Here is a 19,866-nt window from a genome sequence, read left to right on the forward strand (position 1 = left end):
CCGGGAACAAGGAGAGGCGCCGGCCCTGCGGGGGCGCGGCCACAGGGGAGAAGGACGACGGGGTGGACGCGATGAACGCCAGTGCCCTCACCACCACCGCGGGCGGCCGGTCCGCACCACCGCGCCCCGCACCCCGCCCCACCCCCCAGTGGACCCCCGCCGCCGCACCCCCGCCCCCCACCCGCACCCCCGGCCGCGGCCTGCTGGTCATCGACGGCCGCGACACCGGCCGCGCCTGGGCCCCCCTGGGCGTCCGCACCGCCCGCGTGGGCCGCGACGTGGCCGCCGACGCCTCCTCCTGGGACGCCTACCTCACCGCCCTGCACCGGGCCGGCCACACCCCCACCGCCCTCGTCTTCGACCTGCCCGCCGCCACCACGAGCCTGGAGCGCGCCGCCGAACTGACCCTGCCGGCCCTGGAGGCCCTGGGCCGCTCCACCGGCCCCGCCCCGGTCCACCTGGCCTTCCTCGTCACCGGCCGCGCCCGCCCCGAACTGGCCGCCGCGCTCGGCGCGCTGGCCCAGCAGGCCGGCGCCGGGGACGGCCGCATCCACGCCCTGTGCCTCACGGTGCACACCCTGCCGCCCTGGACCGAGGGCCCCTTCCCCCTCGCACTCGGCGAACTCGCGCTGCCCCGCCCCCGGCCGGCCGAGGTCCGCTACACGGCCGCCGGCCGCGAGGCCCGCATCCCGCGCCCCGCCCCGCCGCCGCCCCCCGGCGCGCCGCGGGCCGCCCTGCGCAGGGGCGGCCGCTATCTGCTCACCGACACCGGCTCGGGCACCGGCACCCGCCTGGCGCTGTCCCTGGCCCGCCGCCACCGGGCCCAGGTCGTGCTGCTGGCACCGCCGGGCAGCCCGGTGCCCGCCGATGCCCGCATCGTGCGGGCGGCCGGCCGGCCCTCCCGCGAGGACGACGTCCGCGCCGCCGTGCGCACCGCGCTTGAGCACTTCGGGGGCCTGGAGGGGGTCCTGCACTGCCCCGGCCACGGCGGGAGCGGCCCGCTGTCCGCCGTGGCGCCCGCCACCGCCCCCCGCGTCCTGGCCGACGCGGTGAGCGGCGCCGCCCAGCTGGACCGCGCCACCGCCGAACTGCCCCTGGACTTCTTCGCGCTGAGCGTCCCGGCCGCCGCCCACCGCACGGCTGCCCGCGCCCCGCTGCCGGCCCTGGTGGGCCGCGCCCTGGAGGCCCTGGCCGCCGAACGCGCCCGCCTGGCCGGCGCGGGCCGGCGCCACGGCGCCTGCGTCACCGTGCACCACAGCGCCCGCACCGGCCTGCTGGACGCCCTGACCCGGGCCCTGTCCGGCGCCCGCGGCACCGCCCTGTCCGGCGCCCGCGGCACACCGGCACCGCCCGCCCCCGCCGCGCACTGAGCCCGCCGCGGGGGCCCCGCGCCACCCCCCCGGCTCCCGGCTCTGCCAGTTCCATGACAAGGTCCGCCCCCCTGCCCTGACCACCCCATGACAGCACAGCCCGCCGCCCGCCCCGCCATGACAGGAGGCGGGCAGGAATCCCCCCTTCCCACCCCCGTCTTGGGCCCGGACGCCAACACGCGTTGACGCTGCGCGGACCCCCTCGCAAGGCTCGGGGCTCTCCGTTCCCACCCACGGACTCCTCGGGAAGGCCTGCGAGATTGATGAACGTACTGATCGTCGAGGACGACGACGGAATGGCCGAGGCACTCCGGCAGATGCTGGGCATGCACGGCTACACCACCCAGCACACCCGCACCGGAAGCGACGCACTGGAGCAACTGCCCGGCGCCGACCTGGTGCTGCTCGACCTGATCCTGCCCGACCTGGCCGGGCACGAGGTGTGCCGGCGCATCCGGGAGCAGTCCTGCGTACCGATCATCGTGCTCAGCGGAAGCCACCACGAACTGGACCAGGTCCTGGCCCTGAACTCCGGCGCCGACGACTTCGTCCCCAAGCCCTTTGGACGCTACGAACTCCTCGCCCGCATCGGGGCGGTGCTGCGCCGCAGCGCCGGCTGCCTGCGCCACGAGGCGGCCGCCGCCGGCGGGCCGCTGCCGGCCCCCGCGCCCCTCGTGCCCGCCCAGCGCCGCGCGCCCCTGCACAGCGCCCCCGACCCCGGCTTGGAGGACACCCCCGAACCCGAACCCGAGCCCGAGCCCGTGCCCTGGCCCGAACCCGTGACACCGCCCCAGGACGGGCAGCGCCACCTGTGCGCGGGCCCGCTGCGCCTGGATGCCCGCACCCGCAAGGTGCACCTCTACGACGACGAAGTGCGCGTCACCCGCAAGGAGTTCGACCTGCTCGCGATGCTGCTGGAGGAGCCCGGCACGGTGCTGCGCCGTGAGGAGATCATGGCCCGGGTGTGGGACGAGAACTGGTTCGGCTCCACGCGCACCCTGGATGTGCATGTCGGCTCGCTGCGCGGCAAGCTCGGCTCGCCGCACTGGATCGAGACGGTCCGCGGGGTGGGCTACCGCCTCACCGTCCCGGCGCTCGCCCTGTGCCCGGCCCTGGAGGGGTGAGGGCCGCGTCCGGCGCGCCGGGGTCCGCGGGGGTCTTCGGGGCGGGTGGGGGCGGCGGGTGGCGTGGCGCGTCCGGGACGGCGCGGACCGCCGCGCGCGGGGGCGCGCCGCGGCGGACGGCCGTGGTGGTGGTGCGGGTCACGGGGGCGGCGGGTTCCCGGGTGGCGACGCGGTAGCGGGCGTCGGCGGCCAGGGCGGGCAGCAGCGCGCGACAGGCCGGCCTCGGCGTGCTGCGGCGTCAGCATGTAGGTGCCGAACCGGCCCCCGCCTGTGGCTCGAACCGTGCCTGCGGGGTCTTGAGGTTCTGGACCAGGCGCCTGGCGAGGTCAGCGCCGCGTGCTGAGCCCGTCGGCGCCCGGTCACCGGTCCGGGCGCGGGCGCGTCAGGCGCTCTCGCGGCCCGCCGCCCTGGCGATGTTGCGGGCCATGCCGCCGAAGACCAGGGCGTGGAAGGGGGCGACCGACCACCAGTAGGCGTGGCCGGACAGCCCGCGGGGGTGGAAGAGGGCGCGCTGGCGGTAGCGGGTGCGGCCGGGCCCGTCCTCGTCCACGTACATCTCCAGCCAGGCCAGTCCGGGCAGCCGCATCTCGGCGCGCAGGCGCAGGAGCCGGCCCGGTTCGATCTCCTCCACCCGCCAGAAGTCCAGGGAGTCGCCGATGCGCAGGCGGTGGGCGTCGCGGCGGCCGCGGCGCAGGCCGACGCCGCCCACGAGGCGGTCGAGCCAGCCGCGCACGGCCCAGGCCAGGGGGGAGGAGTACCAGCCGTTGTCGCCGCCGATGCCTTCGATGACCCGCCACAGCTGCGCGGGGGAGGCGTCCACGCGCAGCTGGCGGTGGTCGGTGTAGAGGCTGCCGCCGGCCCAGTCGGGGTCCGTGGGCAGCGGGTCGCTGGGGGCTCCGGGCAGGGCGGCCGAGGACCACCGGGTGGTGACCTGGGCGTCCTGGATCCGCCGCAGGGCCAGTTGGAGGGCGCGGCGGAAGGGCAGGGGGTGACCGGGGCCGTCGGGCACGTAGCCGGCGATGTCGTGTTCCTGGCAGATGACTTCGTGGCGCAGGGACTGGGCGAGCGGGCGGGCGATGCCGCGGGGCACGGGGGTGACCAGGCCGACCCAGTAGCTGGAGAGCGAGGGGGTGAGCAGGGGGATGGGCACGATCAGGCGGTGGCGCAGTCCGGCGGCCTCGGCGTAGGTGCGCATCATGTCCCGGTAGGTCATGACGTCCGGGCCGCCGATGTCGAAGCCGCGGTTGAGGGCCTCGGGCAGGCGGGCGCAGGCGACGAGGTAGCGCAGTACGTCGCGTACGGCGACCGGCTGGATGCGGGTGCGCACCCAGCTGGGCGTGACCATGACCGGCAGGCGTTCGGTGAGGTAGCGCAGCATCTCGAAGGAGGCGGAGCCCGAGCCGATGATGACCGCCGCGCGCAGGACGATGCTGGGGACGGGGGAGGCGAGGAAGATGTGGCCGACCTCGGCCCGTGAGCGCAGGTGCGGTGAGAGCTCCTCCTCGGGCACGCCGGCCGGGGTGAGCCCGCCGAGGTAGACGATGCGGTCCACGGCGGCCGCGTGGGCCTGTTCGGCGAAGGAGGCGGCGGCGCGCCGGTCGGTGTCCTCGAAGCCGGCCCCGGAGTTCAGGGCGTGCACCAGGTAGTAGGCGACGTCGATGTCCCGCAGGGCGCCGGCCAGTGACCGCGGGTCGCTCACGTCGCCCTGGACGATCTCGACCTGTCCGGCCCAGGGGTGGTCGCGCAGTTTCTGGGGGGTGCGGGCCAGGCACCGCACCCGGTGGCCGGCCGCCAGCAGTTCGGGGACCAGGCGGCCGCCGATGTAGCCGGTGGCGCCGGTCACGAGGATGTGCCGGCCGGGCCGGGGGGCGTCCTGGCTGTCGCTCACGTGTGCTGCCGCCTCGTTGTCGCCGGTCGGGGGAGGGATCCGCTCCGCCCTGGCCAGTCTCACCCGCTGCGGCCCGCTCCGCGACAGGCACCGGCCGGCCCTCTCCGGTTCCTGCGCGCGGGCGCCGGGGGGTGTCACTGCCGGGGTGCGGGGTGTGCGGGCGGTACGGGGGCCAGCCGGTAGGTGCCCTCGTGGGCGGTGACGCGGCCGGCGGTGGGGTGGGGGAAGTGGGTGCCCAGCAGGAGGGTGCCGGTGCCGGCGAGCGAGGCGAGCAGGGCGCGCCGGGAGGCTTCGGCCCGGCGGGGGTCGGTGTCGGCGCAGCTGGAGAGGTGGGGGTGGGGGAGCTGGACGGGGTGGTGGATGGCGTCGCCGGTGATCACGGCTGTTTCGCCGCGGCTGCTGAGCTGGACGGCGAGGTGGCCGGGGGTGTGGCCGGGGGCGGGCGTCAGGCGCAGGCCCGGGGCGATGTCGGTGCCCTCCTGCGCGATGTCGAGGAGGTCGAGCAGCCCGGCGTCCTCGACGGGGAGCACGGAGTCGCGGAACATCTGCCGGCGCGGCTCGTCCATGCTCTGCGCGGCCCAGAACTCCCGCTCGGTGCGCGAGACGAGGTAGCGGGCGTTGGGGAAGGTGGGCACCCACGCGCCGTCCGCCTCCCGGGTGTTCCAGCCGACGTGGTCGGTGTGCAGGTGGGTGAGGACGACCAGGTCGACGGTGTCGGGGGGGAACCCGGCGTCGGTCAGGCGCTGGAGGTAGTCGGTGCGCAGGCCGTGCCAGGCGGGGTTGGCGCGGGTCTTGCCGTTGCCGATGCCGGTGTCGACGAGTACCCGCAGGGTGCCCAGGGTGAGCGCGAAGCTGTGGCTGTCCAGGCGCAGGGTGCCCTCGTGGTCGGCGAAGTCGGGGTGCAGCCAGTCCTGCCGGGCGACGACGTCGGAGGTGGCGCCGGGCAGCAGCCAGGGCCCGGTGGCCGGCGGCAGCGGCGTCTCGTCGATGCGGTGGACGGTGATGTCGCCGATGGTCCAGTGGGGGGCTCGGGGGGCTCGGGGGGCTCGGGGTGCCTGGGGTGTCTGGGGTGTCTGCATGTCGGGGGTCCTTTCCCGGGGTGCGGGGGCGGTGGGGGCACCGCCCCCGCACAGCTAAAAGCTAACTGTTTGCGTTAAGTGAGCGTAGGACCTATCGTGACCTAACGCAAACGGTTAGCTTTTAGCTGTCGGCGGGAGGCAACACGCTCCCGCACCGCACCGCACCGCCCTCGCCGCCCCGGACCGCCAGAAAGAGGCCACCATGCCCGCCGCCGAAGAACTGACACCGCCCCAGGCCGCTGCCTGGGCGGCCCGCACCGGACTCCTGCTGCCCGCCAACCGCCACGATGCGGTGGCCGCCACCGCCAACCACATCCACTCCGTCGTCGCCGTCCTGCGCGAACTCGACTTCGCCGACACCCCGCCCACCCCCTTCCCCGCCGAAGAGGAGCAGCACGCCGAAGAAGAGCAGCACACCGAAGAGGAGCCGCACCGTGCAGCCGTATGAACTGACCCTGACCGCCGCCGCGCACCGGATACGGACGCGCCGGCTCTCCCCCGTAGAACTGGTGGACTCGGTACTGGAGCGGATCGAGCAGACCGAGCCCGGCCTCAACGCCTATGTCACCGTGACGGCCGAGCGGGCCCGCGACGCGGCGCGCGAAGCCGAACACGAGGCGGCCGCCGGTCACTTCAGGGGCCCCCTGCACGGCACTCCCGTGGCGCTGAAGGACCTGATCGACGTCGAGGGCCTGGCGACCACGGCAAGTTCCAGGGCCCGCACCGGCCACCGGGCAGCGGCCGACAGCGCCGTCGCGGCCCGCCTGGCCGCCGCCGGCACCGCACTGCTGGGCAAGACCCACACCCACGAGTTCGCCTACGGGCTGACCACCCCCCAGACCCGCAACGCCTGGGACCCGGCCCGGGTGGCCGGCGGCTCCAGCGGCGGCTCGGCCGTCGCCGTCGCGGCGGGCGCGGCGACCTTCGCCCTGGGCACCGACACCGGCGGATCGATCCGCGTACCGGCCGCGCTGAACGGCGTCGTGGGCCTCAAGCCCACCTACGGCCTCGTCCCCCGGCACGGCGTGACGTCCCTGTCCTGGTCCCTGGACCACGTCGGCCCCCTGACCCGCACCGTCCAGGACGCGGCCCTGGCCCTGAACGTCCTGGCCGCCCCCCGCCCCCGTGACGGGCGCGCACCGCGGCCCGCCGACTACCGGCCCACCCCCGACACGGACCTGACAGGAGTACGGGTCGGCGTCCCCCGCACCTACTTCTTCGACCGCATCACCCCCCAGGTCGACACCGCGGTCCGCGCCGCCCTCACCCACCTGCACGACCTCGGCGCGACCCTCGTCGAGATCGACATCCCCATGACCCGCTACATCCAGGCCACCCAGTGGGGCCTGATGGTCCCCGAAGCCACCGCCTACCACGAGCAGATGCTGCGCTCGGCCCCCGAACAGTACGGGCCCGACATCCGTGTCCTGCTGGAGGCCGGCGAACTGATGCCCGCCGGCGACTACCTGCGCGCCCGGCGGGCCCGCACCCTCATGCACCAGGCCTGGCTGCGCCTGTTCGACGAGATCGACGTGATCGCCGCGCCCACCGTGCCCACGACCGCGGCGCACACCGGCCAGACGATGCTCACCTGGGCCGACGGCACGCACGAGAGCGTCTCCGACGCCTACGTCCGCCTCTCCGCCCCGGCCGACATCACCGGCCTGCCGTCCCTGTCCGTGCCGGTCGGCCACGACCGCGAGGGCCTGCCGATCGGCATGCAGCTGATGGCCCGCCCCCTGGCCGAGGCCGCCCTCCTGCAGGTGGGCCACGCCTACGAACAGACGGCCCCCGCCCACGGCCGCATCCCGCCGGCCCACACTGCGCCGGCCCACACTCCGCAGGCCCCGCTCGGCGCTCCGGCGCAAGGATCCGCTCTAAGGTGAGGTCCGTGAGCCGTAGACCGATGGCACGCCCCGGCGGCCGCAGCGCCCGTGTCCAGGAAGCAGTCCACACCGCCGTACGCGAACTCGCGGCGGAGGTGGGCCGCGACGCCCTGACCGTGCCCCAGATCGCCGCCCGCGCCGAGGTCACCCCCTCGACGGTCTACCGCCGCTGGGGCGATCTGCAGGCACTCCTGTCGGACGTGGCGGTCGAGCACCTGCGCCCCGAGGCGCCGCCGCAGGACCTGGGCACCCTGGAGGCCGATCTCCAGGTCTGGGCCGAGCAGTTCCTCGACGAGATGGCCTCCCCGGCAGGCCGCGCCTACATCCGCGACGCCCTGCTCGGCGACCCGGACGGCAGCAACGCGGGCCAGTGCTCCGCGTACGCGGCCGAGCAGATCGACGTCATCCTGGAGCGCGCGGCCGGCCGCGGGGAGAGCGCCCCCGGCACCGAAACGGTCCTCGACCACGTCGTCGCACCGATGATGTACCGCATCCTCTTCCGGCCGGGCGGCCAGGACGCCGCCTACGCGCGCCTGCTGGTGCGCGGCGTACTGGGCACCTGACCCGCACCCGCCGCAGACGGGCCGCCGCCGGGCCCGGGCCCGTATCCACCCCGGCCCGCGTGGTGGATACGCGCACGGGGGCGACACCGGCCCGCCCCCCGCGTGGCACCGTGCCCTTGGCACCCGCCCGCGCCGGTGTGGACGAAGCCGTCGCCGAACTGCACCGCCACATCGCCAAGGAGGAGGACGGTCTCTTCCCCGGCCTCGCTCACCGCGCTGGACGGCGACGACGGGAACCTCGCGATGGCGGTCTGGCGCGAGACCCACCCTGAACACCACGTACGCGCGCCACCACAACCACAACGCCGGTACGCCGGGGCACCGAGGCACCTACGAGCGCGCGGCCGCCTCGCCCTCCCGCCCCCGCACCCCGCCACCGCCACTGCGCCCGCCCCTGCCGTCACCGTCGTCGGCGAGCAGCCGCGACAACTCGACCCGTGAGCGCACACCCAGCACGGCGAACACATTGCGCAGGTGGTGGTCGACCGTGCGGTGGCTCACCGAAAGGCGCACCGCCACCTCCCGGTTGGTGGCTCCCTCGGCCACCTGCCGCGCGATGCGCTGCTGCTGCGGCGTCAGCGCCGCCAGCAGCCCCGGCCTGCCTTCCCCCGCCCCCGCTCGGCCCGCCACCGCCTCGCCCGCGGCCCGCAGCTCGCCCCGGCTGCGCTCCGCCCAGACGTGCGCCCCGCACCGCTCGAAGGCCACCAGCGCATCACGCAACGGGCCGCGCGCCTGCCGCGTATGGCGCCCGCGGCGCAGCCACTGCCCGTACAGCAGCTGGGTACGGCCCCGCTCGAACTCGCCCGGCACGCTCTCGTGCCGGGCGAGCGCCCGCTCGAAGGCCGCGGCCTTCTGCGGGGGCGGCGCCAGCAGGGCGTAGCAGCGGGCCAGCTGGGCCGGGGCGAGCGGGTCAGCGGTGGCCTTGGCCCAGTGCGCGAACTCCGCGGTGGCGCGCCGCGCCTGTCCGGCCCGGGCGGCCTGGGCGGCCTGTCCGGCCTGGAGGGCCGCTTCCACGAAGCAGGGCACGGCCAGCATCCTGACGGCGAAGTGCCCGCCGCGCGGCCCCGGAGCGATGAGCGGGGCGAGCCGTGCCGCCGCGTCGGCGCAGCGTCCCGCGGCCAGTTCCGCGCGGGCCAGTGCCCAGCCGGCCAGGGTGGCGGCCTGGGTCAGGCCGTGCGGTCCGGCGCCCGCCGCCGCGGCCGCCGCGTGCAGGGCGCAGGCCCCGGCGTCGCCCTCGACGGACGCGGCGAGCGCCGCGACGGCGTGCAGGCAGACGGCGGTGTTGGTCTGCCCGGAGCGCTGCGCCGCCCCGAGTCCTTCGGCCGCGTGTGCGCGGGCGCCGGTGTGCCGGCCCGCGCGCAGTTCCGCGTAGGCAAGGAGTTCCAGGGCGCGCGGCACGAGCACCTCGGGGCCGTGGGCGCGTACCGCGGCCAGCGCCCGGGCCCCGGCCTCACGGGCGGCGCCGAGGTCCCCGACCACCAGGGCGGTGGCCCCGGCGCGCAGCAGTCCGGCCGGATCGCCCGGGCCCGCCGGCCCGTTCAGGCAGCGGCGCAGCAGGGCGTGGCCCTGCGCGGTGCGCCCCGAGAGAAGCGCGCACATCCCGCGGCGGTAGGCCTCCAGGAGCGGATCATCGGCGCACACCGGCAACCGCGCCATCGCCTCCCGGCAGGCGCCGGCATCGCCCGCCGCCCACGCCGCCTGCGCCGCGCCGGTCAGCGCGCCGCGGGCCTGGCGGGGCGGCAGCAGCGCGGCGGCGGCCAGCAGCAGTTGCCGGGCGTCGTCCACCGGCCCGTCGGCCAGGGCCAGCAGCCCGCGCACCCGCTGGACGCCCCCGTGCGCGGGCAGCGGCCCGGTGCGGGCCAGCAGGGCCCGGGCCCGTACCGCATCCCCCGCCAGCCGGGCCGCGTCCGCCGCCTCGGCGAGCCGGCCGGTACGCGCCGCCGCATCCGCGGACAGGGCCGCGGCGCGGGCCAGCGCGGTGGCGCGCTCGGCGTGCGGGCGCCCGGCTGCCGCGGCGGCCAGGCGCCCGGCGAGGGATGCGTCGTGCCCCTGCGCCGCGCACGCGAGCTGGACCAGCCGCGCGTAGGGGTCCCGGCACGCCCCGGCCAGGCGCAGGTGGGCGGCCCTGCGCCGGGCGGGCGGCGTGCCGCACAGCACCGCCGCGCGCAGCAGCGGCTGGGGGAAGCGGAGCCGCCCGCCCGCGGCGAGCACCGCCCCGGCCGCTTCGGCGGGCGCGAGCCCCGCGTCATCGCCGCCGGCCCGCAGCACCAGGGCGAGCTCGGCCCCCGCGCCCTCGGCCTCGTGCTCGGCGGCCGCCGCGGCGAGCAGCAGCAGGGTGCGGGCCGCGCCCGGCAGTTCCTGAAGGCGGGCGGTGTAGTCGTCCAGGACGCCTTCCGCGCCGGGCAGGGGGTCGGGCAGCCGGGCCCGTCCGGCCAGTTGGGCGGGGGTGAGGGCCGCGGCGTAAGAGGTGAGCAGGCGGGGGTTGCCCGCTGCCTCGCGCACCAGCCACGCGGCCACGGCCGGGTCGGCGCGGCCGTGGGTGAGCCGGTGGAGCAGGGCGGTGGCCGCGCTCTCCTCGAGCGGTGCCAGGTGCAGCGTCGCCGGCCCGGTGAACTCCCCTGCCCCGGTGCGGCCTTCGGCGACGCTCACCAGCAGGGCCACCTCCCCGGCGGCGGACGGGCGGCGCAGCCGCGCGCCCAGCGCGGCCCTCGACGCCGCGTCCCAGCGGTGCACGTCGTCCAGGCAGACCAGCAGCGGCCCCTGCGGCCGGGGCGCCGCCGACGGCGTGGGCCGGCCCTCGGCGGGCGGAGCACAGAGCGTACGCGCATACTCCACCAGCGCGGTACGGCCCAGGCCGGGCGGCGCGCTCAGGACGAGCGCCCCGCCCCGGCCCGCCCGCGCCCGCTCCACCAGGGCCCGCACGGCGGCCGTTTCCGCGGCCCGGCCGAAGAGTCCGGGGGAAGCGGGCGGGCGGGGCAGGGGCGTCAACGGGTGGGGGAGGGGCGTCGAAAGGACCACACCCGCACGCTACTCACGCGTAACACCGGCCGGAAGCCCCGCGTCCACCGCACTGGGCACACCACCAGCAGCCCCCGCACCCAGCTGTGCACCGGCCCAACCACCCGCCCGCCGACGAAGCCCCTGCCCACCTGATGGGCCGTCAAAATCAGGACGTGTGCGGGCAGTTGCCCCGGTACTCCTCGATGGCCGGGCCCGGCTTCGGCAGCGGGCACAGGAACTGCTCGTAGCGGGTGTCGTCGTCGATGAACCGCTTCAGCCAGGAGATGCTGTACTTCGCGATCGTCGTGTTCGACGAGTTCGGTGTGAAGTGGGTGGCGTTGTTGAGCTCCAGGTACGCCTTGTCCAGCGAGGCGGGCAGCGACCGGTAGAAGGGCTCGGAGTGGGTGGCCACCGGGGCCACAGTGTCCCCGTCCGCGCCCACGACCAGGGTGGGAGTGCGCAGTTCGGGCCAGGTCACATCGAGGTTCCAGCCGGTCAGCGGGATCGCCGCCTTCAGCGACGGGCGGCTCCTGGCCGCCTCCAGGGTGCCGCCGCCGCCCATCGAATGCCCCATCACACCCAGCCGGGACGCATCGATCCGGCCGCGCACCGCACTCGACTTCGTCAGGTAGTCCAGTGCCGCAAGGAGCTGACGCCCCCTGCTGTCGGGCTGGTCGAGGGTGGTGAGCGTGTCGATGGTGAAGACGACGAAGCCCTGGGAGGCCAGCCGCGGCCCGAGCCAGGCGATGCTCGACTGATAGGCGGTGAAGCCCGGGGAGATGACGACCGCGCCGAACGTGCCGTCCGCGGTGGACGCCGGATAGTAGACCGTCCCCCCGCCGAAGCCGGACACGCCGAGCGGGGAGACGCTGCTCTGCGAGACGGCGTAGGGGCCGCGCGGCGCCTCGATGCCGGCCACCGTCGGCGCCGGGCCGCGCTCGTAGGGGTTGTCCGCGGCGGCCCGGGCACCGGACGCCAGACCGGGACCCAGAAGACCGGCGGTCGCCACCGCGGCGGCCAGACAGGCCCGCACCACAGGGCGGGAGAAGGCATGCAGAGACACGGAGAGATCCTCTCGGTCGTGGCGGTCGTGGCGGAAGCACCCGGAAAAAGCGGCAAGGAAGCCGCAAGGAAGCCGCAAGGCGCACCCCGGCGGGAGACCGCCGTGTTCATCGGCGCCCCCACCGTGCGCCCGCCCGGGACCCGCCGGCATCGGCGAAATCACCGGCGCCACGAAAACGCCGGACCCCCCCGCCCCCCTCACCGGACCCCCGCCCCCCCCCTCACCGGACCCCCCGCCCCCTCAGCGGACCACCCCCTCACCCGGACCGGCCCGCCACAGTGGGACAATCAGGGCATGTTGTCCACTGGTCAGGCACTCGGTCAGGCGCTGCAGCCGAGCGCCGCCCCCCTCTTCGGCACGAGCGCGGGCCAGAGCGGCCGCCAGTTCGCCGAACTCGGCCTGGCCCTGGTCCTGTCGCTGTTCATCGGAGTGGAACGCGAGGCACGCCAGAAAAGCGCCGGCATGCGCACCCACATGCTGGTCGGCGTGGGCAGCGCCCTGTTCATGGAAGTCTCCATCCACGGCTTCGCCGCCACCGCGCACCTCCAGGGGGCCTCCCTGGACCCCTCACGCGTGGCCGCCCAGATCGTCTCCGGCATCGGCTTCATCGGCGGCGGACTGATCTTCGTCAAACGCGACGCCGTCCAGGGCCTCACCACCGCCGCGACCATCTGGCTCACCTGCGGCATCGGCATGGCCTGCGGCGGCGGCCTGCCACTGCTGGCCGCCGCCGCGACGGCCGTGCACTTCCTCGTCGTACGGGGCCTGCCGCGCCTGACCGACCGCATCCCCCTCAAACCCCGGCCCCGGGCACTGCAGCTCACCGTCACCTACGACACCGCACACGGCCTGCTGGGCCGCGTCCTGGAACTGACGACTGAGCAGGGATTCCGGGTCGACGCGGTCCGGGTGACACGCCAGGAGACACCCTCGGGCCGGGCCGCGGCCCGCCTCAGACTCCAGGGCACGGCGCACGGCCACCGCCTGGTGGAGGAACTCACCCGGATCGAGGGCATCAGCGAAGTCGACCTGGGCGCACCGGCCGACACCACCGAATGACCCCCGCCCCTCCACGCCCCCCACGGCCGCCCGCCGGCAGGCCCCGCCCGCCGCTGGGACCATATGCCCACCTGCTCCGAGCGGGTGATCTGTGCGTCGCCGGGCGTATGACGGGCAGACGCGGATCAGCCCCTTGTCTCAAACCCCGAGTGAGGCAAGGGGCTGATCCCGCCGGAGCAGGCGCGCCCCGGCGCCGGGTGCGGGGCCCCGGACGGCGGATGAAATCATCGGGGGATGTCTGACTTGATCATTGCCGCCTGCGACGGAGCGGCGAAGAAGAACCCCGGGCCCGCGGCCTGGGCCTGGGTGGTCGCCGACGCCCAGGGCCGCCCGCAGCGCTGGGAGGCCGGCCCGCTCGGCCACTCCACGAACAACGTGGCCGAACTGACGGCCCTGGCCGAGCTGCTGGAGGCCACGGACCCGGCCGCACCGCTCGAGGTGCGCATGGACAGCCAGTACGCCATGAACGCGGTCACCAAATGGATCGCCTCCTGGAAGCGCAACGGCTGGCTGACCGCGGCGAAGAAGCCGGTCGCCAACAAGGACCTCGTCGTACGCATCGACGCCCTGCTCCACAACCGCGCAGTGACGTTCAAGCACGTGGCCGCCCACCGCGTGGACGGCGATCACCTCAACGCGATCGCCGACGTCGCGGCCAGCGACGCCGCAACCACCCAGGAGCCCGCGGGCACCGCGCACGGCGCGCAGCAGATCCCCCAACCCCGCGCGGACCGCACCACCGCCCGCCCCGCACCCAAGAAGGCCGCCGCCCGCACCGGAAAGTCCTCCTCCAGCGCGGTCATCAAGGCCAAGTTCCCCGGCCGCTGCCACTGCCAGAAGCCCTACGCCGCCGGCGAGAAGATCACCAAGAACACACACGGCTGGGGCCACGTCGAGTGCCGCGAGACCGCCGGCACCTGACCCGGACCACCCACCCGCAACGACAGCCCGGACCCGGACCCGGACCCGGACCCGGCCCCGGACCCGGCCCGTCCCGGCCCCGGTCAGCGCGGCGTGGAGTCACCGGCCGTGAACGGCGCCCCGTGCCCGGGCACGATCAGGTCGGCTGCGGCCAGCACCCGCAGCCGGGAAGCGCTCAGCACCGCCCGGTCGGGAGCCACCGGATCCTCGGCCGGCCCCTCGGCATGCCACCACAGATCACCGGCGAAGGCGACGACCCCTCTCTCCGTACCCGCGAGCAGCGTGATGTCCTCGCTGCTGTGCCCGGGGGTGCGGATCAGACGCAGCGAGGCAGTGAGCTCATAACCCTCCGCGTCGCGGTTGCGCCACTGATCGCCCCGGTACTCGACCTTGTGATCGTGCACGAGCGCCTGGGGGAACAGGCCCACGTTCATGGTGTTGTCCGGGTGGTGGTGGCTGAGCACCACATCGGTGATGTCCTCGGGACCAAGCCCCAACTCCCGCAGCGGACCCAGGATGTGCTCACGGCTCGCCACCATGCCCGGATCGAACACCACATGCCGCCCGGCATCGGCGACATAGGAGACGGTGGCGGCCACCCCCGGACCGGTGGAGCCGACGTAACCGGTGGTCAAAATCGTGTACGCGGCGCTGCGGCCGTGCGGTGCGTCTGTCATACCTGCGATCCTTCCGCCCCGCCGGACCGCACACGAGTGGCACATCTGCCACTCATCGCAGAATTACTGCCACCGATGGACAGCGCAGTGACACACTGCGGCGGTGCCCCCCTTCACCACCGTCGCCGCCTACACCCCGCCCGCCGTCGGCCTGCTCGCCCTCGGCATCGTCACCGAGGTCTTCGCCCCACACGGCCCCTCCGCACCTGGCTTCGACATTACCCTGTGCGCCCAGCAGCCCGGACCGCTCATCACCGACGTCGCCACCCCGGTCACCATCACCCACGGCCTGGACCAACTGGCCCACGCCGACCTGGTCATCGCCCTGCCGGGCGCCGACTTCCGCACCCCGCCCCCGCCCGCCGTACTGGAGGCACTCACCGCGGCACACAAACGCGGCGCACTCATGGCGGCCCACTGCGTCGGCGCATTCACACTCGCCGCCGCCGGGCTCCTGGACGGCCGACGAGCCACCACCCACTGGCGATTCGCCGAACTCCTCGCCCACCGCCACCCGCACATCACCGTCGAACCCGACGCCCTCTACATCGACGAAGGACGCGTCATCACCGGCGCCGGGGCCGCCGCAGGCTTCGACCTGTGCCTGCACCTGCTGCGCCGCGAACACGGCGCAGCCATGGCCAACGCCGTGGCCCGCGACGTGGTACTGCCCTCCCACCGCGACGGCGGCCAGGCACAGTACCTCGCCGCCCCCGCCCCCCAGGACTGCCACGACGAACGGCTCACCGAGGTCCTGACATGGGCCCGCCACAACCTCCACCAGCCCCTGCCCGTCGCCGAACTGGCCCGACGCGCCGTCATGAGCAAACGCTCCTTCGCCCGCCGCTTCACCGCCGCGACCGGCACCACCCCCCACGCCTGGCTGCGAAACCTGCGCCTGAGCACCGCCGAAGAACTCCTGGAAACCACGGACCTCCCCGTCGAAGAAATCGCCCGCCGCGTCGGCTACGGCAGCGCAGCCGTACTGCGCGAACAGTTCATACGCCGCCGCGGAGTACCACCCCGCTCCTACCGCCGCGCCTTCACCCGCACGGCGTGAGCAAACGGCCCCGCTCCTGCCTCCGGCACGCCCCGCCGGAGGCAGACCCCGCGCGCCTTGCCCGGATTACCCGAACTTCACCGCATGGGCGACGGTGAGCGTGGGATTGGGAGGCCACGTGCCGCCCCGGGCGCCGACCGTGGCGATGAACCCCTCGGAACGGCAGTCGTCGAACTTATAGATGCTCGCCACGGTGTCCGTGCGATTGCTGATGTCCTTCGCCCCGCCACCAGACATGGTGCGGCACGCGTCGTCCGGGTTCAGGAAGGTGATGTGCCCCATCCCGTCCGCCCTGGTGTACTCGAACTCACCCGTGGCCGCCTGAGCACTGGACGACAGGGCACAGAACAGCAGCAACGCGACGCCGGCTGTCAGTACGGTCCTCGGCTTCCTCGGCTTCTTTCCGGCTCCTGACCTGTTGAGCATGTGGCCGTCCTCTCGCGATCGAAGAGGCATTCAGCACAGCAGGAAATTCCAGGGGAATGTGCCCCACAGCACGCAATTCACCCGTAAGGGGTGGGCGGCACGTGTGCCAACCACAACACGAAGACGCCACCCCGCGCCCACAACTCCCGCGGTACCGCGGAAGTTGCACGAAAGGTCAACCCGCACCGGACGCACACCCCGCCCCCCGCCAATAGCTTCTCCGAGCAACCGACCGGCCGCACACCTTGAACGAGAGAAACGCCAAGAGGACCCAACGGAAACTGGCCGTCACCACAGCCGCCCTTGCCCTGGTCGCCGCACTCGGGGCAGCATCCGCCCCGGCAGCGAGCCCGAACACAGCAGCAGCCGCATGCAACACCGGCCCTGGCCGGTGACCCCATGCGCAACCCAGCCAACACCGCCATACAGCGCGAATCGGCGTCCATCACCATGCTCACCCTCATGGAACGCCCCTCACCCGACGCCCGCATCAAGGCACCTCGCCGAGCCGGGCCCAAAAGCCACCACCCAAAGGTCTTCGGACCCCACCAGTCGGGCCTTTCGGCGCAGAGACCACGACGACTGGTGGCCAAGACTGGGCTCCAAACACAACCTACGCAACCGTAGGTTGCGGGAGCGCAAGGAACGAGGCGGGGCATGCCAGCGACCACGACAAACGGGAAACCGCCCACAATCATCCAAGGCGGAATGGGCGTGGGCATCTCCCACTGGAAACTGGCCCGAGCCGTCAGCCACACAGGCCAACTCGGCGTCGTCTCAGGCACAGCACTCGACGCCCTCCTCACACGCCGACTCCAGACCGGCGACCCAGGCGGCCACGTACGCCGCGCCCTCGCAGCCTTCCCCGCCCCAGAGCTGACCACCGCAGTCCTGAACCACTTCTACGTCGAAGGCGGCATCACACCCGGCGAACGCTTCAGAGCACAGCCAATGCTGCGCGTCGAACGCGGAGAACAGGCCGAACTGCTCACCGTGCTCGGCAACTTCGTCGAGGTATGGCTCGCCAAAGAAGGCCACCAGGCCCCGGTCGGAATCAACTACCTGGAAAAAATCCAACTGGGCCTCGCCCCAGGCCTCTTCGGAGCCATCCTCGCAGGAGTCGACTACGTCCTGGTGGGCGCAGGCGTCCCAGGACACGTCCCCGACCTCGCACGACGCCTGACACAGATGCAACCGGTCACCGTACGCATCCGCCTCGACGGAACCGAGGAGGACTACACCCACCCCTTCGACCCGGCCGCCCTGCTGAGCCGCACAGGCCCCGCAACGGCCCCGGGCGGCCAGGGTGCAGGCAAGGACAGGGCAGCAGCCGAGACGACCAGCCCCCGCACGAACCCGCCGACGGAGCAGAAACACCCAGCACCGGGACCCGCCCACCCCCTGCGACGCCCGCACATCCTGGCCATCGTCTCCCTGCCGCTCCTGGCCTCCTACCTGGCCCGCGACGAAACCACCGCCCCCGACGGCTTCGTGATCGAGACCCACGGCGCGGGCGGCCACAGCGCCCCGCCCCGCGGCACCCTGCAGCTCGACGCGCAAGGCGAACCCGTCTACGGGCCACGCGACCACCCCGACCTGACCAAAATGGCGAAGCTCGACATCCCCTTCTGGCTCGCCGGCGGCGCCGCCCACCCCGAACGACTCAAAGCGGCCCGCGCCCAGGGCGCAGCCGGCGTACAGATCGGCAGCGCCTTCGCGCTCTGCGAAGAATCCGGCCTGCACCCCGCCCTGCGCCACGACTTGAGGACCCGAGCCCACACCAAAACCCTCAAAGTACGCAACGACCCACTGGCATCACCCACCACCTTCCCCTTCAAAATCGCCGAAGTGACAGGCACCCTCTCCGACCCCGCCGTACGCACCACCCGCCGCCGCGTCTGCGACCTCGGCTACCTGCGCACCCCCTACCGCACCCCCACCGGCACGATCGGCTACCGCTGCCCCGCCGAACCGGAAGCCGCCTACCGCCGCAAGGGCGGCACACCCACCGACACCGAAGGCCGCCTATGCCTGTGCAACGGCCTACTGGCCACCGCCGGCCTCGGCCAACGCCACCCCCACGGCCGCGACGAACCACCCATCCTCACCCTGGGACAAGACCTGGCCTTCCTCACGGCCCTGAGCCCGGACGGCGGCCCCTACGGGGCACGCGAGGCAGTGGAGTGGCTGACGGGCAAGCACACCGCCACGACAGCAGGATGAGGCTGACCGGGTCCAGGGCACTCGCCGGCCACCCCACAACCACCACCATGCGCTGCCGGCCCTCACGCCCAGCCGGAGCCGAAAACCACTCAACTCCCCGCAGACACAGGTGTTCTCCACTCCGCAAAGGCGCAGAGCCACCAGGCGGACGCCGTCAGGAGACAGGGCGAGCGAACTACGCCTGATTGCCGTGCGCACCAGCCGCCTCGCTCAGACTCCCGGTCATGATCCCTGGCCCGTGACGTCGTCATGACGGTGCTGGGCGACGCCGCGCTGGCGCGGCCGCTACCAGCGACGCCACGCGACCGCGCAGGCGGGCACGGACTGACACCGCCCGGCCCCGGACCGACGTGCCGGGGCCGCAGGCTCGTGCCAGGCTCAGCACCTCGATCGTGGCCGTGACGGGGGCCGTGACCGCCATGTACTTGGTCCGGAGCACGGCGAGCAACGGATACGGCTACGGAGTGAGGCGGAACTGTTTTCCCTTGAACGAAGACTTTGAAAGCCACAAGAGCCCGCCCAACGGCAGTACAGCCAAAGCCAATTCACCAAAATCAGCGACCCGCTATCAGTCCAAATGCAGGAAAAATAACCGGAGTTAAGGTATCGTGTAAACCGCAGATCCTCACAGAAAGGGACCCAATATGCCGGAAAGGACACGTGATTTCGGGCATTACGGGGCCCAGGGCATCAAGGGCAGCGAAGCCGTCGCCCGTCAACTCGACCAGCTCACCGGATTCATCGCTACCCCGATCACCCAACAACGCGGCCTGATGGCCCGGTTGAAATATCTAACCCGTACGGACCACGCCCGCCGGGCCGCACGTGCTGCCGGCCTGATGGTCACTGACCGCACCCTCAACGCCTGGCTGACGGGCAAACGCCGCCCTTCGAAGGCCAACCTGGCGAAGATCGAGACCGCTTACCGTGCGGTACGCCGCCAGAATGTGGCCCGCTACCTGCTGCGCCGGCTGAACAGCGGAGGAGGGACCCGAGTGGAGATTCATCCGTTCAATCAGTCTCAAGTCGACCGGCGGTTCCAGCGGGTGCTGGAGTACCGCAGTCTCAACATCCGCCAATGGAACGCCATTATTCATGCCTGGGCGGCTGGAGATGGAACGGCTCAGGACGATGCATGGGTGGACGCGATTGTGGATCTGGGGTCGCAATGGGGGCAGTACGAATACGTATCGAACGTGGGATTTGCGCCGAGACCCTGACGAGGCATAAGGTCTATCGATTCGAAAACTGACGGAGCGTCACTGAGGCGGGGCGACCGCCTTTTTGCTGCCGCTTTCAGTGAAAGCCGCGGAGCGGATTTCACCCGGAAATCGCGGAGCGAATTCCGGTAGGCTCGAATCGCGGAGCGATTCGAGCCACGGACCAACGGAGTTGTCCGTGCCGGCGACGGAGTCGCCGGTTGCCGCGCGGAGCGCGGCTTTCCCCCGCCGCGTAGCGGCGGCGCGTCGTGTCTGCGGAGCAGACCGCGCGCGCCGGTGGACGCGCTCGGCGGTGTCTACGAACAGC

Annotated in this window: 16 protein-coding genes and 1 pseudogene; 11 read left to right on the forward strand and 6 right to left on the reverse strand. The window is 73.7% G+C overall.

All coding sequences use genetic code 11. From position 1 onward, the window contains the following. Positions 1-1,370, forward strand: a 1,370-nt coding sequence (locus ABZ953_RS38615) for a KR domain-containing protein (RefSeq protein ID WP_361734097.1), incomplete at its 5' end; no start/stop codon positions are given. A gap of 263 nt (positions 1,371-1,633) precedes the next feature. Further along, the gene (locus tag ABZ953_RS38620) at positions 1,634-2,494 is read left to right on the forward strand and encodes a response regulator transcription factor (RefSeq protein WP_361734099.1); all 861 of its coding nucleotides are present in this window, start codon (positions 1,634-1,636) and stop codon (positions 2,492-2,494) included. A gap of 382 nt (positions 2,495-2,876) precedes the next feature. On the opposite strand, the gene ABZ953_RS38625 is transcribed toward ABZ953_RS38620, so the two are convergent. Continuing rightward, positions 2,877-4,382 carry an SDR family oxidoreductase gene (locus tag ABZ953_RS38625; RefSeq protein WP_361734101.1) on the reverse strand — a complete coding sequence of 502 codons (1,506 nt, stop codon included), beginning with the start codon at positions 4,380-4,382 and terminating at the stop codon, positions 2,877-2,879. 134 nt (positions 4,383-4,516) lie between these two features. Beyond that, positions 4,517-5,461 (reverse strand): MBL fold metallo-hydrolase, encoded by a 945-nt coding sequence (locus ABZ953_RS38630; RefSeq protein WP_361734103.1) that lies wholly within the window; start codon positions 5,459-5,461, stop codon positions 4,517-4,519. Positions 5,462-5,663: 202 nt separating this feature from the next. On the opposite strand from ABZ953_RS38630, the gene ABZ953_RS38635 reads away from it, so the two are divergent. From ABZ953_RS38635 to ABZ953_RS38645, 3 genes are read left to right on the forward strand one after another with little or no spacing between them, the layout of a single operon-like run. Continuing rightward, complete coding sequence (locus ABZ953_RS38635) at positions 5,664-5,909, forward strand: hypothetical protein (RefSeq protein ID WP_361734105.1); 246 nt, start codon at positions 5,664-5,666, stop codon at positions 5,907-5,909. Further along, a complete protein-coding gene (locus tag ABZ953_RS38640) occupies positions 5,896-7,347 on the forward strand; it encodes an amidase (RefSeq protein ID WP_361734107.1) in 1,452 nt (483 codons plus the stop codon). Before ABZ953_RS38635 ends, ABZ953_RS38640 begins: the two co-directional genes overlap by 14 nt. Before the next feature lie 20 nt (positions 7,348-7,367). Then, positions 7,368-7,910 carry a TetR/AcrR family transcriptional regulator gene (locus tag ABZ953_RS38645; protein ID WP_361734125.1) on the forward strand — a complete coding sequence of 181 codons (543 nt, stop codon included), beginning with the start codon at positions 7,368-7,370 and terminating at the stop codon, positions 7,908-7,910. 330 nt (positions 7,911-8,240) lie between these two features. On the opposite strand, the gene ABZ953_RS38650 is transcribed toward ABZ953_RS38645, so the two are convergent. After that, on the reverse strand, positions 8,241-10,928 hold the full coding sequence (locus tag ABZ953_RS38650) for a LuxR C-terminal-related transcriptional regulator (protein ID WP_361734108.1): 2,688 nt from the start codon (positions 10,926-10,928) through the stop codon (positions 8,241-8,243). A 148-nt stretch (positions 10,929-11,076) separates the two neighbouring features. Next, positions 11,077-11,973 (reverse strand): alpha/beta hydrolase, encoded by an 897-nt coding sequence (locus ABZ953_RS38655; RefSeq protein ID WP_361734109.1) that lies wholly within the window; start codon positions 11,971-11,973, stop codon positions 11,077-11,079. A 294-nt stretch (positions 11,974-12,267) separates the two neighbouring features. On the opposite strand from ABZ953_RS38655, the gene ABZ953_RS38660 reads away from it, so the two are divergent. Further along, the gene (locus tag ABZ953_RS38660) at positions 12,268-13,032 is read left to right on the forward strand and encodes an MgtC/SapB family protein (RefSeq protein ID WP_361734111.1); all 765 of its coding nucleotides are present in this window, start codon (positions 12,268-12,270) and stop codon (positions 13,030-13,032) included. Between the two features lie 234 nt (positions 13,033-13,266). After that, positions 13,267-13,953, forward strand: coding sequence for a ribonuclease H (locus ABZ953_RS38665; protein WP_361734113.1), 687 nt, complete (start codon positions 13,267-13,269; stop codon positions 13,951-13,953). A gap of 83 nt (positions 13,954-14,036) precedes the next feature. Here the strand turns inward: ABZ953_RS38665 and ABZ953_RS38670 are convergent, their stop codons facing one another. After that, a complete protein-coding gene (locus ABZ953_RS38670; RefSeq protein WP_361734115.1) occupies positions 14,037-14,630 on the reverse strand; it encodes an MBL fold metallo-hydrolase in 594 nt (197 codons plus the stop codon). A gap of 103 nt (positions 14,631-14,733) precedes the next feature. Here ABZ953_RS38670 and ABZ953_RS38675 point away from each other — a divergent pair, with 103 nt between their 5' ends. Continuing rightward, a complete protein-coding gene (locus ABZ953_RS38675; RefSeq protein ID WP_361734117.1) occupies positions 14,734-15,690 on the forward strand; it encodes a helix-turn-helix domain-containing protein in 957 nt (318 codons plus the stop codon). 66 nt (positions 15,691-15,756) lie between these two features. On the opposite strand, the gene ABZ953_RS38680 is transcribed toward ABZ953_RS38675, so the two are convergent. After that, positions 15,757-16,116, reverse strand: a complete 360-nt coding sequence (locus ABZ953_RS38680) for a hypothetical protein (RefSeq protein ID WP_361734119.1) — start codon at positions 16,114-16,116, stop codon at positions 15,757-15,759. Positions 16,117-16,494: 378 nt separating this feature from the next. Between ABZ953_RS38680 and ABZ953_RS38685 the strand changes: the two are divergent. From ABZ953_RS38685 to ABZ953_RS38695, 3 genes and pseudogenes are all read left to right on the forward strand, one after another. Then, a pseudogene (locus ABZ953_RS38685) lies at positions 16,495-16,605 on the forward strand (RNA polymerase subunit sigma-70); the annotation flags it as partial. A 225-nt stretch (positions 16,606-16,830) separates the two neighbouring features. Next, complete coding sequence (locus tag ABZ953_RS38690; protein ID WP_361734121.1) at positions 16,831-18,339, forward strand: nitronate monooxygenase; 1,509 nt, start codon at positions 16,831-16,833, stop codon at positions 18,337-18,339. A gap of 644 nt (positions 18,340-18,983) precedes the next feature. Further along, positions 18,984-19,559 carry a helix-turn-helix domain-containing protein gene (locus ABZ953_RS38695; protein WP_361734123.1) on the forward strand — a complete coding sequence of 192 codons (576 nt, stop codon included), beginning with the start codon at positions 18,984-18,986 and terminating at the stop codon, positions 19,557-19,559. The last annotated feature ends 307 nt before the right edge of the window (positions 19,560-19,866 follow it).

The organism is Streptomyces sp. NPDC046465 (assembly GCF_040646035.1).
Taxonomy (GTDB): Bacteria; Actinomycetota; Actinomycetes; order Streptomycetales; family Streptomycetaceae; genus Streptomyces.